The following is a 12,251-nucleotide window of genomic DNA, read 5'->3' as shown; positions in this document are numbered from 1 at the left end:
GTGGATGCCGGGTCCTGCGACGCTGAACGAGGTCCTCACGGACCGCCCACCAAGCATCCACTAGGAGTGAACAGCATGGGCATCGCAGACCAGTTCAAGGACAAGGCGCAGGAGCTCGCCGACCAGGCGAAGCGGAAGATGGACGAGGGCCGGGAAGAGGGCCGCGAGCGGACGCAGGACGCGTCACAGCGCACCTCGCAGACCTCGCAGACCTCGCGGCAGGGCCGTGACAAGGCCCAGGACGCCACGAAGAACCTGCGTGAGCGTCGCGACCGCTGACCCTGCGCCTTCGTGCCGTCCCGGCGCGTAGTCCGCTGTGTCGAAGGGTGTGTCCGGGAGACCGGGCACACCCTTTCGGCACGTGCGTCACTTCCCCGGCGGCTGCGGCAGCCCCTCGTCCACGACGAGGTGGTGCGCGCCCTGGAACCGAGGGGTCCGCGCGGAACCTCAGCAGGGCTTGGTGGAGCCGAATTCGTCGAGGTTCCTGTCATAGGCCCAGCCGCTGTACTCCCGGCCGTCGAAGCGGTTGTACGCCCGGACGTGGCTCCAGGTGTTGCCCGTGCTGTCGAATCGAACCCTTTCAGGAGGGAAAACTTCCCTGACCGGCTGCGCTCGGTCGCGCACACGCTCCCACCGAGTCCCGTGCGACTGAAGGGGGTTGAGCGGAATCCGAGGTGCGGGAGCACTTTTCTCCGCGGTCGTGGAGCCGGTAGGAGCCATACGTGAACGATCAAGGAAAGTTCGCGCGCTTTCTCATGGCGCAACACGTCCGGCGGACTGCGAGGAGCTGTACGAGGCGTTCGGTGGCATCGAGACCCGAGGGCTCCAAGTGGGCGACGGAAGCCGGTAGTTGACGCACACTCATACACTGGCCGCCATGTCGCCCAAGAGCTTCTACGACCTGGCCTTCGAGGTGTCCCCGGGAGCGGCCCGCAAGGACGTTCACTACGTCAGAGGCAGCCTCGACGAGATCAAGGAGGATCTGGCGGCCGAGCTGTCCGAGAGCTCCAACGTGTACCTGCTGTGCTGGTACGGCTCTGCGGAGCTGGCACTGCATGTGTACCAGCAGGGCGAACGGGCGCACTCGATCGATCTCCGTCCGCTGGTCACGGTCTCGGTCGACGGTTATCCGGCCGTCACTTTCCTCGAATCCGGCGAGCCGACCGGCTACGGCGTCGGCGCGGATGACCCGGGCAAGGTGCGGCAAGCGCTTGAGGAAGGAATGTTCTCGGGGGAACTCGACGACGCGATCGAGGCCACTGTCGACTGGGATTCCATCGAAGTGCCAGGGCTCATCGGCGAAGTCGCAACGGACGACGACTACGTGAAACTTGCCGGAGATCCCGATGGTGCCTCTTCCGAGGACGACGGCTGGGACGACTTCGACGAGGGCGACTTCGACGAGGACGAGCTGGAGGACGAGCTGATCGAGCGAGGCCATATCCCTTACGGGTTCACCGACTTCGAGGCCTGACCTCCGGCGCGCTCGATCAGCGGTCAGGGATTCGCCCCGCGATGCTCGACGCTGACGACCAGGGCCTTGGTCAGTGCCACGGGGCTCAGGAAACGCAGCGGACCGATCAGGCGGGCTGCGAACAGGTACATGTGCCGCGCAAGCGCTGCGTCGCGCGCGAACCGGGAACAGCCGTCGCCGGACCGCACCGGCCCCGGTACCGGCGGCCCGGCCATTGCCATACCAAGCGGCGGAACGTGTCGAACGGGGGGGCAGGTGTCACGTTCGTGACGGGGGTAGGGGGTGGGGCGGAGGGGGCCCGGAGTTCGGCCGCCCCTCCGGCACGGGGCGGTCGGGTCAGGGCTGGATGGGCATGGACCAGCAGTTGGAGGTGGCGGCCTTGCCGGAGAGGCGGTCGGTCAGCCAGGAGATGGCGTCGCCCTGGTCGGTGATGAGCGGTACGAGGTGGTTGGTGAGGATCTTGTCGCCGAGGTTCGGCAGCACGATGGCGTCGTAGGTGACGTCGGCACCCTTGCCGCACCAGTCGACGGCGAGCTTTCGGGCCTGGGAGTGGGGCACGATGTCGTCCTGGACACCGGTGGCCAGCCGCACGGGCCCGGCGGGCTTGAGCGTGCCGATGCGCTGCTTCTCCAAGGCCGCCTTCGCGCGGGGATCGGCGGCGATGATGTCCCCGATGGACTTGCCGCTCTTGGTCCACTTGCTGCTCTTGGTGAAGCCGTAGCCGAACAGCGCGTCGCCGACGCACATCGTCGAGGCGTCCGCCAGCGCGGCCTTGCCGGTGGCGCTGATGTTCGCGTCGACAACCGCCCGCAGGTCGGGGTCGGCCTGGGCGAATCCGCTGATCGACCAGGCCAGCGCACCGGCGAGCGCGCTGCCGTCTATCCCCTTCATGACCGAGACCAGGTCCGCCGGGGGTGCGCCGGAGTAGGTTCCGGAGAGCGGGACGTCGGGGGCGTAGGAGGGCTGGAGTTCGGCGGCCGCGGCAGTGGCGCCGCCGCCCTGGCTGTATCCGTACAGGCCGGTTCTCGAAGCCGCGGTGACCGACGCGCCGGGTACGGAGCGGGCGGCGCGGGCCGCGTCCAGCAGGGCGTGCGCCTCGTCGACGCGGTTGACGTAGGTGTGCAGGCGGTCGGTGGTGCCGAGGCCGACATAGTCGGTCACGACGACCGCGGCCCCGGTCGACAGGAGCCGGTAGATCGCCAGTGCCTCGTAGCCCACGGACACGGTGTCGCCGTTGAGGGTGAGCGGGTGCTGCAGGGCGAAGGACGGCGCGCACTGGTCGCCCTGGCCCATGGTGCCCGATGCCACCGCGACCAGGGGGCGCGGCCCGGTGCCCTTCCAGGCGGCCGAGGGCTCGATGTAGGCGCCGGTCACGGCGACGGGCTGTCCGGTCGAGTCGGTGGACTTGTACATCAGCCGGGTCGCGGTGCCCGGCATCGGACGGCCGTCCAGACCGGGGATCCGCAGCCCCAGCGGCAGGGCTTCGGTACGGATCAATGCCCCGTCCGCCGAGGGGAGTTGGGCGAGCGGGGTGTAGAAGGCGGGGATGGTCACCCCGCGGGAGACGACGGGATCCGTCGTGGCGGCGGTGGCCGGTACGGCCGAAAGGCCGGCGCAGACGGTGCCGGCGACGACGGCAGCAGCTAGCAGGCGCAGGCCGGCCCGGCTGCTACGGCCGGTGGTGGGGATGGGGGTGGGGGTGGAACGGGAACGGGTCTTCGTGCGGCTCATGTCGGGCTCCTCGTTCGTCGATTGGGTGATCGATGTCGCCTGGGCTCGTCCGGTACGGCCGCGCACGCCAAATGCCGGGAGAATCAGCGCAGTTACTCGCGAGTTACTTACCGCAGCGTAAGTCTGTGTGTCAGTGAGTGACAAGATGTCGGCATCCGCCATTTTCGAATGGCTCGCTATGCTGCGACAGCAGGTACGGAGAGCGGGGGCGAGGGTGGGCGAAGCGTCATCCGCAGGGCGCGGGCGGGCAGTTCAGGTGGATGACAGGCCGTCGCTCGCCGAGCGACGCAAGGCGGCTCTCCGCTTCGAGATCGCCGGTGAGGCTGTCCGCCTGTTCGCCTCGCAGGGCGTCGCCGGCACGACGGGCGAGCAGATCGCCCAGGCCGTGGGCATCTCTTCCCGCACCCTGTGGCGCCATTTCCCCACCAAGGAGAGCTGCGTACTGCCGCTGCTCTCCGCAGGGCTCGAATTCGCCATGGACCAACTGCGCCACTGGCCGGCGGACATCGGCCTGCTGGACTTCGTCACGCAATCCCCGCGTGTCGGCGAGCTGCCCGCCGGGGCCCCGGCCATCCTCGACCTGATCCGCATGACCACCACCGACCCGGCACTGCGCGCCGTCTGGCTCCAGGCCCACGACGACGCGCTGCCCGTCCTCGGGCAACTCCTTGCCCAGCGCTCCGGCGGCAGCGCCGAAGACCTCCGGATCAGGGTGCACGCGGCGACCTTCAACGGCGCACTGCGCGCGGCATCGGAGGACTTCGCCCGCCGGTACGCGGAAGACCCCGAGGCGGCGGGGAGCGAAATCGCCACATGCCTCATCGCCGCACTGCGCGCGGCCTCCGAGGGCCTGCCCTACTGACGCGCCGGTCCCCGTCGGATTGCCCAGCGGTCAGGACGCCTTGACGGTCTCGACGAACGGCGTCCACGCGGACGCGGGGATGACGAGCACGGGTCCTTCGGGGCGCTTGGAGTCGCGTACGGGGACGAGGTCCTGGTGGCCGTCCGCGACTTCGAGGCAGTCGCCGCCCGAGGTGTTGCTGTGGCTGCTCCTGCGCCAGCGGGCGAACCCCTCGGCGACTTCCACGCAGTTGCCGCCGGAGGAGTTGCTGTGGCTGCTCCTACGCCAGATCGCGGCGCTCAAGTCGATTTGGGTGCGCACCATTTCGGTATTCCTCCGCCGCTTTCTCGATCATGGCTAGGGACGCCTCCGGCGGCAAGGCGGCGGCCCTCAGGAGATCGTACGACCTCCGATACTGCTTCACGAGAGCCGGATCGTCGACGGTAATTCCGTGGTGCTGGCCCTCTGTGTATGCCAGCGGGGGAGCATCCGCGAAGTCCAGAATCAGGGCGTTGCCCAGCATGAGGGGGTGCGCTCCCGCGTTCCACGGAAGGATCTGCGTAAAAATCCGGCCGCGCTTTGTGAGCTCAGCGATTTGGTCGAGCTGCTCGGCCATCTTCTGCGGCGGCAGGATCGGCAGTCGCAGCAGGGACTCGCTCAGGATGGTCCAGTACTGCGGGGTCCGGTGGCTCCGCTCGAAGAGCTGTGCGCGCGCCAATCGCGCGTTGACCTTCACTTCGGTCTCTTCGCGAAGCTCCGGAAGCCGTTCGGCGCAGATCACGGCCTCTGCGTACGCCCTCGTCTGGAGCAGTCCGGGAAAGACTGTCGGAGACCACTCCTCGATGGTCTCGGCACGCTTCTCCGCGTCCAGCACGCGTTCGAAGTACTCCGCGTGCCCCTTGCGCCGGGCCTTCCGCACGTCCCCGCACCGCCGACCGAAGAACCCGTCCGTCCCCAGCACCCGATCCACGTGCTGGGCCAGATCCTCGGGCATCCGGCGGTGGCCGTGCTCGATCTCGCTCAGGTACGTGATGCCGTAGAAGCTGCCGTCCACCAGCTTCTCCAGGGTCAGACCCGCCTCCTCCCGCTTGAAGCGGAGTTCCTTGCCGTAGAACTGCGGGACGCCCGCCGAGCCGTCGATCTCCTTGCGTGTGGCCACTGTTGACCGCCTTTCGCGCTGTGCCTTGTGGACCAGAAGCCCTTTCACGGTAGAGGCCCGTGCGGCAGCGTGTGAGCAGTTCGTCACAGTCAGCAACGAAAGGTGGACCTCCCCCCATGGACGACACGTACGGCCTCACCGGCCACGACATCGGGCCGGACATCGACGCGCTCCGTGCCGCGCTCGCCGCGCACGGCATCACCCTGCCCTCGCTCGGTGTCGAACCGCTGACCTTCGCCGCGCGGTCGACCCGGCCGCCGCTGGTCTCGCTCGGGAACTGCAATCTGGCGACCGCGCGCAGGATGGCCGAGGTGCTGCGTTCGGCGGCCGGGGGATGAGCCCGTTGCCGATCGCGGTGGACCTGCTCGCCGTGCCGAAGGCCGTACCGGAGATGCGGCGCACCCTGCGGGCGCGGTGCGGAGGCGTGGACTCGCCCGATCTGCTGCTCTGCGTCAGCGAGTTGCTGACCAATGTGATCGTGCATCTCGGGGAGGGGACACCGGTCACGCTCCGGGTGAGCGGTACGCGTACCGGCAGGGTCAGGGTGGAACTGAGCGATCCCGAGCCGTGCGCCTGGCCCGCGCTGCGCACCGCGTCCGTCGGTGACGAGTCGGGGCGGGGGCTGGCGCTCGTGGACGCGCTGGCGCTGCGGTGGGGGATCGAGCGGCGGCCGTACGGGAAGACGGTCTGGTGCGAGCTGCGGGCCCCCGGCCCGTCCCCCGGCGAGGGACGGACCGGTGAAGGGGATCAGCGCAGGGTGAGCGGGGTCTCGGAGTCGACGCGGGTCAGCTTCTCCGGGTTGCGTACGTAGTAGAGGCCGGTGATGTGGGCGTCCTCGATCCGGAACGCCACGACGCCGTCGACAACGCCGTCCAGGCGCAGCAGGAACGCCGGGTTGCCGTTGGCCAGGGTGGGGCTGATGGTGATCGTGGCGGTCTGCTTGCCGGCGCCGCCGACGAGGTAACGGGCCACCTTGTCGGCGCCGATGATCGGCCGCCGCGCCGCCTGCTTGATGCCGCCGCCGTCGCCGAGGAGGACCACGTCGGGGGCGAGCACGTCGAGGAGGCCCTGGAGGTCCCCGGTCTCCAGGGCGCGCCGGAACGAGTCCACCGCCGCCCTGGACACGCTCGCCGAGACCGCCGCACGGGGGCGGCGGGCATCGACGTGGCGGCGGGCGCGGTGCGCGATCTGGCGGACGGCCGCGGGGGTCTTCTCGACGGCGGTGGCGATCTCGTCGTAGTCGACGGCGAAGACCTCGCGCAGCACGAAGACGGCGCGTTCAGTCGGCGACAGGGTTTCCAGGACGAGCATCAGGGCCATCGACACGCTCTCGGCGAGCTCGACGTCCTCGGCCACGTCCGGCGCGGTGAGCACCGGTTCGGGAAGCCAGGGGCCGACGTACGCCTCCTTGCGGCGCGACAGCGTGCGCAGCCGGTTGAGGGACTGCCGGGTGGTGATCCGGACCAGGTAGGCGCGCTGGTCGCGCACCTGTTCCGGGTCGACCTCGACCCATCGCAGCCAGGTCTCCTGGAGGACGTCCTCCGCGTCGGCCGCCGATCCGAGCATCTCGTAGGCGACGGTGAAGAGCAGGTTGCGATGGGCGACGAAAGCCTCGGTCGCCGGGTCGGTGGTGGCGTGGTCGTCGTTCACTTCTTGCCTCTCCTCGTAGCCCGGCTCGCGGCCATGAGCTCTCAGGCCGTTCGTTCGGCGGGGGCAGGTGCCTTGTCGCGTTCGGCGCGCGGGCCGCTCTTGCGGGCCTCGTTCACCAACTGCTTGACGGTGGCCCTGCAGACGATCTCCTTGAGCTTCGCACCGGGGCGGCCACCCAGGTACAGCGGGTTCGCGCGGTCGTCCATCGAGGCGAACTGGAAGAACCCGGTGCGGCGGCCCAGGCTCATGCACTGGCCGGCGAACCGCACCTTCAGGGGCGCGGGCCGCTCGCCCGCGATCCGGCTGAGCACCGTGCGGGCGGCGCGCGAGCCCAGTTGGCCCGCGGCCTGGCAGCTCATCCGGAACGGCGCGTCGGCCGGTGCCGCCGCGTCCCCGGCCGCGACGATGCGCGGGTCGTCCACGCTCGTCAGGGTCTCGTCGGTGAGCAGGCGGCCCACGGCGTCGGTGGTCAGCCCACTGCGGGCGGCCAGGTCCGGCACGCTGAATCCGGCGGCCCAGACGGTGACCCGGCCGGGGAGTTCCCGGCCGTCGTCGAGCCGTACGGCATCACGGGTTACGGCGGCCACCCGCGCGCCGGGGCCCTCGATCACGGTCACACCGAGCTCGGCGAGGGTCCGGGCGACCGCGCGGCGGCCCCGGGGGTGCAGATACGGGCCGAGCTCCTCGCCGCAGACCAGGGTCACGGCCCGGCCCTCCTCGGCCAGTTCGGCGGCGGTCTCGATACCGGTCGGGCCCGAGCCGACCACGGTCACCGGGGCCGTCGCGGGTGCGGCGTCGACGGCCGGCCGCAGCCGTCGCGCCTCCTCCAGGGTGGCGATCGGGTGGGCGAACTCCGCCGCGCCGGGCACGTCCGGTACGGCGCTGCCGCTGCCCACCGCGTAGATCAGGTAGTCGTAGCCGACCGTGGAGCCGCCCGTGAGTTCCACGCCGCGCCCGGCCGCGTCGATCGTCGCCACGCTGTCGACCATCAGCCGGATGTTCCCGGCCAGGACCTCCGCGTAGTCGACGACGGCGTCATTGCTTCCACCGACCAATTGGTGGAGGCGGATGCGCTCGACGAAGTCGGGGCGCGGGTTGATCAGTGTCACGGTCAAGTCGGCCTGCTGGGCCAGCCGGTTGGCGGCGGTGACGCCCGCGTAACCTCCGCCGATCACGACCACATCGGTGTTCTTGTTCATGGTTTCTGCCTCTCCGTCCGGTCCGTAGCTCGTTGTCGGCATCAAGACACCGGGCGGTCAGGAGCTGTGACAGGGCGTGAGCCAGATCACTCCGTCCGCCCCCGTGGTGGCCGCTTGACCGGCGTCAGGCGTACGGGTGGTGTGCGCCCCAACTGTCGACACATCACTCTTCGCTTCTGATTGACTGCGCAGAGTTGCGAAGGCTTTCGGTGAGCCCTCGGACTTTTCACAAGGAGAATCCGCATGTTCAAGAGCAGGGGTGCCCGTTCTCTCGCCCTCGGTGCCGTGGGTGTGTCCGTCGTGGCGGCCACCGCCGGGGTGGCCGTGGCCGTGGCCGACAACGTCAAGGCCCCGTACGCACAGGCCGGCGCGACGGTCGAGCCCGACGGCAAGATCCGGTCCTCCAAGGGGGTCGAGGGCGTGAAGCACCTGGCGGCCGGCGAGTACTGCGTGACGTTCAGCGACAGCGACATCTCCCCGGGGCGGGTTCTCCCCAGCGTCTCGTCGCTCAGCCGCGGCAAGATCGTGTCCTACTCGTGGGGTACCGCCAGCACCTGCGACATGGCCAAGCGGCAGGCGAGGGTCTGGACCACGGACGCCGAGGGCAAGGCTTCCGACGCCTGGTTCTCCATCGTCTTCCACTGATCCTCGATGACCTTCGACGCCCGTCGGCCTGGTTCAGGCCGGCGGGCGTCTCGTTCATCTGCGACGCGACCGGTGTGCCGCCCGTGCCCGTGACTACCTGGGCGGCAGTGGCGGGCGTCGCCGGTCGGGGACGTCGTCGTACGTCGGCGGGGACGCGGCCGGCTGGGCGGCCAGCAGGTCCAGGGCCACCCGCACCGCGTCGTCCAGCACCGCGTACCGTCCCTCCGCCCAGTCCAGGGGGGTGCGCAGCGCCTCCAGGTCCGGTTCGACGCCGTGGTTCTCGACCGACCAGCCGTAGGTGTCGAACCAGGCCGCGTTCATCGGCACCGTGATCACCGTGCCGTCGCCCAGCCGGGTCCGGCCGGTCATGCCGACCACGCCGCCCCAGGTCCGCTGGCCCACCACCGGGCCGAGCTTCAGCAGGCGGAACGCGGCGGTGATCATGTCGCCGTCGGAGGAGGTCGCCTCGTCGGCCAGGGCGACCACGGGGCCGCGCGGGGCGTTGGAGGCGTAGCTGACGGGCTGGGCGTTGCGGGTCAGGTCCCAGCCGAGGATGGTGCGGGTCAGCTTCTCGACGACCAGCTCGCTGATGTGACCGCCCGCGTTGCCGCGCACGTCGACGATCAGGGCCGGGCGGGACACCTCCATGCGCAGGTCCCGGTTGAACTGGGCCCAGCCCGATCCGCCCATGTCGGGGATGTGCAGGTAGCCGCACTTGCCGCCGCTCAACTCCCGTACGACTTCCCGGCGTTTGGCCACCCAGTCCTGGTAGCGCAGCGGCCGTTCGTCGACCAGCGGTACGACGGCGACCCGGCGGGAGCGGCCCTCGCCCCCCGCCGGACGGAAGGTGAGCTCCACGGTGGTGCCTCCCGCCGCGGTGAGGAGCGGGTACGGGCCGGCCACCGGGTCGACGGGGCGGCCGTCGACATGGGTGAGGACCGCGCCCTCCCGGATGCCCGTACCGGCCAGCGGGGAACGGGCCTTGGAGTCGGAGGAGTCGCCCGGCAGGATGCGCCGGATCATCCACTCGCCGTCCCGGCACACCAGGTTCGCGCCGAGCAGGCCGATCGCCCGCTGGTAGTGCGGCGGGCCCTCGTTGCGGCGGGCCGGGGTCACGTACGCGTGCGAGGTGCCGAGTTCGCCCAGGACCTCGCGCATCAGGTCGGCGAACTCGTCGGGGGAGGCGACCCGTTCGACCAGCGGGCGGTACTGGTCGAGCACCGCCGTCCAGTCGATGCCGCACATGTCCGGGTCCCAGAAGTAGGAGCGGATGATGCGGCCGCCCTCCTCGTACGCCTGCCGCCACTCCGCCGCCGGGTCGACCTCGTGCAGGATGCGGCGCAGGTCCAGGTAGACGGTGCTGTCGCTGTCGCCGGTCTCGGTGGCGGGGACGGCGCGCAGCTCGCCCTCGTCCATGACGACCAGCCGGGTCGCGTCGCCGCTGACCGCGAACCAGTCGAGATGGGGGACCAGTTCGGTCTTCCTGGCCTTGGTGATGTTGAAGTGTTCGAGGGTGGGGCGGCCCGACATGTCGGCCGGGTTGGCGAAGGTCTCGCCGAGCGCGCCGGAGATCGGCCAGCGCAGCCAGACCAGCCCGCCGCCGCTCACCGGGTGCAGGGCCGAGTACTTGGACGCGGAGACCGGGAAGGGCGTCACCCGGCTCTCCAGGCCCTCGAACTCGACGGTGACCGTCGACGGGCCCTCGCCCGTGCCGATGTCGGCGGTGTCGTCGGCCGGGTCGAGACCGCCCGCCGCCGGACGGCCCTCCGGGGAGAGGGCGAACGGGGAGGGCGTGGCGGAGGAGAGCGGCACCAGGTACGGGCGGCAGCCGAGCGGGAAGGAGAGGTCGCCGGTGTGGACGTCGTACACCGGGTCGAAGCCGCGCCAGGACAGGAAGGCGAGATAGCGGCCGTCGCCCGTGAAGACCGGGTTCTCGTCCTCGAAGCGGCCGTTGGTGACGTCGACGATCACGGGTGCCCCGGTGCCCAGGATGCGGGCCAGCTTGATCTGGCGCAGCGAGCGGCCGATGCCGGGGTGCGACCAGGTCAGCCAGGCGCCGTCCGGGGAGAACGCCAGGTCGCGGACCGGGCCGTTGATGGAGCGGATCAGCTCGGCGGGTTCGCCGGTGGAGGTCTCCTCGTCGGTGTCCAGGAGCAGCAGCCGCCCGTCGTTCGTCGCGATGGCGAGGCGTTCGCCGTCCGGGTCGGCGATCAGCTCCTGCACCCTGCCGAGCTTCCCGGAGGCCAGTCGGCGCGGCTCGCGGTCGCCGCTGGCGCGCGGCAGGTACGCGATCTCGATGGCGTCCTCGCCCTCGGCGTCGGTGACGTACGCGACCTGGCCGCCGCTGCCGAGCATCTCGGGCATCCTGACGCGGACGCCCGGGGTGTCGGCGATGGTGCGGGCGGGGCCGTCGCGGTGGGTGAGCCAGTACAGGCTGCCGCGTACGGTGACGGCGCTGGCCCGGCCCGTCTCGTCCACGGAGAGCGAGTCGACGTTGCTGGCGGCCGGGACCTGGTGGACGCGCCGTCCGGTGCGCGGCCCGCCGAGCCGGACCTCCAGCTTGCGCGGCACCGCGTCCGGCGAGGCCAGGTCGTCCACCAGCCACAGGTCGCCCGCGCACTGGTAGACGACCCTGTGCCCGTCGCTGGAGGCGTGCCGGGCGTAGAAGGCGTCGTGGTCGGTGTGGCGGCGCAGGTCGGTGCCGTCGGGGTGGCAGGAGTAGAGGTTGCCGACGCCCTCGTGGTCGGAGAGGAACGCGATCCGGCCGCCGACGAACATGGGTGAGGCGAGATGGCCGCCGATGTCGGGGAGCAGCCGCTTGCCGTGCAGCCAGAGCCGGCCGGTCGCGCCGCCCCGGTACCGCTTCCAGGCGGCCGGTTCGTGCGGCGGGGTGCCGGTGAGGAGCAGGGTGCGCCGTTCGCCGTCGATGTCGGCGACCGCGATGTCGGCGACCGGGCCCCAGGGCAGCTTGCCGCCGGGGCTGCCGTCGGTGGGGACGCTGTAGGCCCAGGAGATGTGCGAGAACGGCTGGTTGTGCGAGGACACGGCGAGGATGTGGGCGGCGTCCGGGGGGTCGGGGGTCCAGCCGCAGACCCGGGTGTCCGTCGAGCCCCAGTAGGTGAGCCGGCGGGCCGGGCCGCCGTCCACCGGCGCGAGATGGATCTCGGGATCCAGGGTGCGCCAGGTCGTGTACGCGATGCGGCTCCCGTCGGGGGAGAAGCGCGGGTGGCTGACCCGGGTCCGGTCGATGGTCAGCCGCCAGGCGCGGCCGGGCCGCTCTCCCTCGGGCGCGAGGGGGGCGACCCAGAGGTCGTCCTCGGCCGCGAAGCAGAGCAGGTCGTCGTGGAGGTGCGGGAAACGGAGATACGCGACGTCGTCACTCACCCTCCAATGCTTTCCGCGTGGGAGGGCCCCGGCAACTCGTGGTGCGGTACCAGTTGTGGTGCGGAACACAAGCGAAACGATTTCGTTTCGCTGGGCGGGCGGGGGTATCGTCGATGTGTACGAAACAGTTTCGTTCGATTGACTGGCGTACGAGAACCCGAACAGGAG

General features: G+C 70.6%; 14 protein-coding genes. 6 read left to right on the top strand and 8 right to left on the bottom strand.

All coding sequences use genetic code 11. The annotated features are described in order from the left end of the window. Positions 1-75 precede the first annotated feature (75 nt). On the top strand, positions 76-279 hold the full coding sequence (locus ACFYY7_RS19525) for a hypothetical protein (RefSeq protein ID WP_388662937.1): 204 nt from the start codon (positions 76-78) through the stop codon (positions 277-279). A 168-nt stretch (positions 280-447) separates the two neighbouring features. Here the strand turns inward: ACFYY7_RS19525 and ACFYY7_RS19520 are convergent, their stop codons facing one another. After that, on the bottom strand, positions 448-624 hold the full coding sequence (locus ACFYY7_RS19520; RefSeq protein ID WP_388662935.1) for a hypothetical protein: 177 nt from the start codon (positions 622-624) through the stop codon (positions 448-450). 253 nt (positions 625-877) lie between these two features. Here ACFYY7_RS19520 and ACFYY7_RS19515 point away from each other — a divergent pair, with 253 nt between their 5' ends. Continuing rightward, positions 878-1,474 carry a hypothetical protein gene (locus ACFYY7_RS19515; RefSeq protein WP_388662933.1) on the top strand — a complete coding sequence of 199 codons (597 nt, stop codon included), beginning with the start codon at positions 878-880 and terminating at the stop codon, positions 1,472-1,474. Positions 1,475-1,497: 23 nt separating this feature from the next. Here ACFYY7_RS19515 and ACFYY7_RS19510 read toward each other — a convergent pair whose 3' ends face one another. Both ACFYY7_RS19510 and ACFYY7_RS19505 read right to left on the bottom strand, forming a co-directional pair. Continuing rightward, the gene (locus ACFYY7_RS19510) at positions 1,498-1,695 is read right to left on the bottom strand and encodes a hypothetical protein (protein WP_388662931.1); all 198 of its coding nucleotides are present in this window, start codon (positions 1,693-1,695) and stop codon (positions 1,498-1,500) included. Between the two features lie 115 nt (positions 1,696-1,810). After that, a complete protein-coding gene (locus ACFYY7_RS19505) occupies positions 1,811-3,205 on the bottom strand; it encodes a lipase family protein (RefSeq protein ID WP_388662929.1) in 1,395 nt (464 codons plus the stop codon). A gap of 256 nt (positions 3,206-3,461) precedes the next feature. Here ACFYY7_RS19505 and ACFYY7_RS19500 point away from each other — a divergent pair, with 256 nt between their 5' ends. After that, positions 3,462-4,067, top strand: a complete 606-nt coding sequence (locus ACFYY7_RS19500) for a TetR family transcriptional regulator (protein WP_388662927.1) — start codon at positions 3,462-3,464, stop codon at positions 4,065-4,067. A 30-nt stretch (positions 4,068-4,097) separates the two neighbouring features. Here ACFYY7_RS19500 and ACFYY7_RS19495 read toward each other — a convergent pair whose 3' ends face one another. After that, positions 4,098-4,370, bottom strand: coding sequence for a DUF397 domain-containing protein (locus ACFYY7_RS19495; protein ID WP_388662925.1), 273 nt, complete (start codon positions 4,368-4,370; stop codon positions 4,098-4,100). Further along, positions 4,327-5,205 (bottom strand): helix-turn-helix domain-containing protein, encoded by an 879-nt coding sequence (locus ACFYY7_RS19490; protein ID WP_388663228.1) that lies wholly within the window; start codon positions 5,203-5,205, stop codon positions 4,327-4,329. The genes ACFYY7_RS19495 and ACFYY7_RS19490 overlap by 44 nt, the downstream gene beginning before the upstream one ends. Before the next feature lie 116 nt (positions 5,206-5,321). On the opposite strand from ACFYY7_RS19490, the gene ACFYY7_RS19485 reads away from it, so the two are divergent. Together ACFYY7_RS19485 and ACFYY7_RS19480 are read left to right on the top strand one after the other, a co-directional pair. Further along, on the top strand, positions 5,322-5,543 hold the full coding sequence (locus ACFYY7_RS19485) for a hypothetical protein (protein ID WP_351253061.1): 222 nt from the start codon (positions 5,322-5,324) through the stop codon (positions 5,541-5,543). Continuing rightward, positions 5,540-6,016: an ATP-binding protein gene (locus ACFYY7_RS19480; RefSeq protein ID WP_388662923.1), complete on the top strand. Its 477-nt coding sequence runs from the start codon at positions 5,540-5,542 to the stop codon at positions 6,014-6,016. The genes ACFYY7_RS19485 and ACFYY7_RS19480 overlap by 4 nt, the downstream gene beginning before the upstream one ends. Here ACFYY7_RS19480 and ACFYY7_RS19475 read toward each other — a convergent pair. Further along, the gene (locus tag ACFYY7_RS19475) at positions 5,953-6,855 is read right to left on the bottom strand and encodes an RNA polymerase sigma-70 factor (RefSeq protein WP_376310617.1); all 903 of its coding nucleotides are present in this window, start codon (positions 6,853-6,855) and stop codon (positions 5,953-5,955) included. The genes ACFYY7_RS19480 and ACFYY7_RS19475 overlap by 64 nt on opposite strands. A gap of 41 nt (positions 6,856-6,896) precedes the next feature. Further along, positions 6,897-8,054, bottom strand: coding sequence for an NAD(P)/FAD-dependent oxidoreductase (locus ACFYY7_RS19470; RefSeq protein ID WP_388662921.1), 1,158 nt, complete (start codon positions 8,052-8,054; stop codon positions 6,897-6,899). Between the two features lie 243 nt (positions 8,055-8,297). Between ACFYY7_RS19470 and ACFYY7_RS19465 the strand changes: the two genes are divergently transcribed. Further along, complete coding sequence (locus ACFYY7_RS19465) at positions 8,298-8,699, top strand: hypothetical protein (protein WP_388662919.1); 402 nt, start codon at positions 8,298-8,300, stop codon at positions 8,697-8,699. A 93-nt stretch (positions 8,700-8,792) separates the two neighbouring features. Here the strand turns inward: ACFYY7_RS19465 and ACFYY7_RS19460 are convergent, their stop codons facing one another. Next, on the bottom strand, positions 8,793-12,083 hold the full coding sequence (locus ACFYY7_RS19460; protein WP_388662918.1) for a S41 family peptidase: 3,291 nt from the start codon (positions 12,081-12,083) through the stop codon (positions 8,793-8,795). Positions 12,084-12,251: the final 168 nt, after the last annotated feature.

The organism is Streptomyces sp. NPDC001933 (assembly GCF_042890955.1).
GTDB lineage: Bacteria > Actinomycetota > Actinomycetes > Streptomycetales > Streptomycetaceae > Streptomyces.
The sequence above is the reverse complement of the archived record's forward strand: the minus strand, read 5'-3'. Positions and strand labels throughout refer to the sequence as shown.

Coding starts and splice junctions, on each gene's coding strand:
- ACFYY7_RS19525 (WP_388662937.1), top strand. CDS start 76: ATGGGCATCGCAGACCAGTTCAAGGACAAGGCGCAGGAGCTCGCCGAC.
- ACFYY7_RS19505 (WP_388662929.1), bottom strand. CDS start 3,205: ATGAGCCGCACGAAGACCCGTTCCCGTTCCACCCCCACCCCCATCCCC.
- ACFYY7_RS19510 (WP_388662931.1), bottom strand. CDS start 1,695: ATGGCAATGGCCGGGCCGCCGGTACCGGGGCCGGTGCGGTCCGGCGAC.
- ACFYY7_RS19465 (WP_388662919.1), top strand. CDS start 8,298: ATGTTCAAGAGCAGGGGTGCCCGTTCTCTCGCCCTCGGTGCCGTGGGT.
- ACFYY7_RS19485 (WP_351253061.1), top strand. CDS start 5,322: ATGGACGACACGTACGGCCTCACCGGCCACGACATCGGGCCGGACATC.
- ACFYY7_RS19470 (WP_388662921.1), bottom strand. CDS start 8,054: ATGAACAAGAACACCGATGTGGTCGTGATCGGCGGAGGTTACGCGGGC.
- ACFYY7_RS19480 (WP_388662923.1), top strand. CDS start 5,540: ATGAGCCCGTTGCCGATCGCGGTGGACCTGCTCGCCGTGCCGAAGGCC.
- ACFYY7_RS19515 (WP_388662933.1), top strand. CDS start 878: ATGTCGCCCAAGAGCTTCTACGACCTGGCCTTCGAGGTGTCCCCGGGA.
- ACFYY7_RS19495 (WP_388662925.1), bottom strand. CDS start 4,370: ATGGTGCGCACCCAAATCGACTTGAGCGCCGCGATCTGGCGTAGGAGC.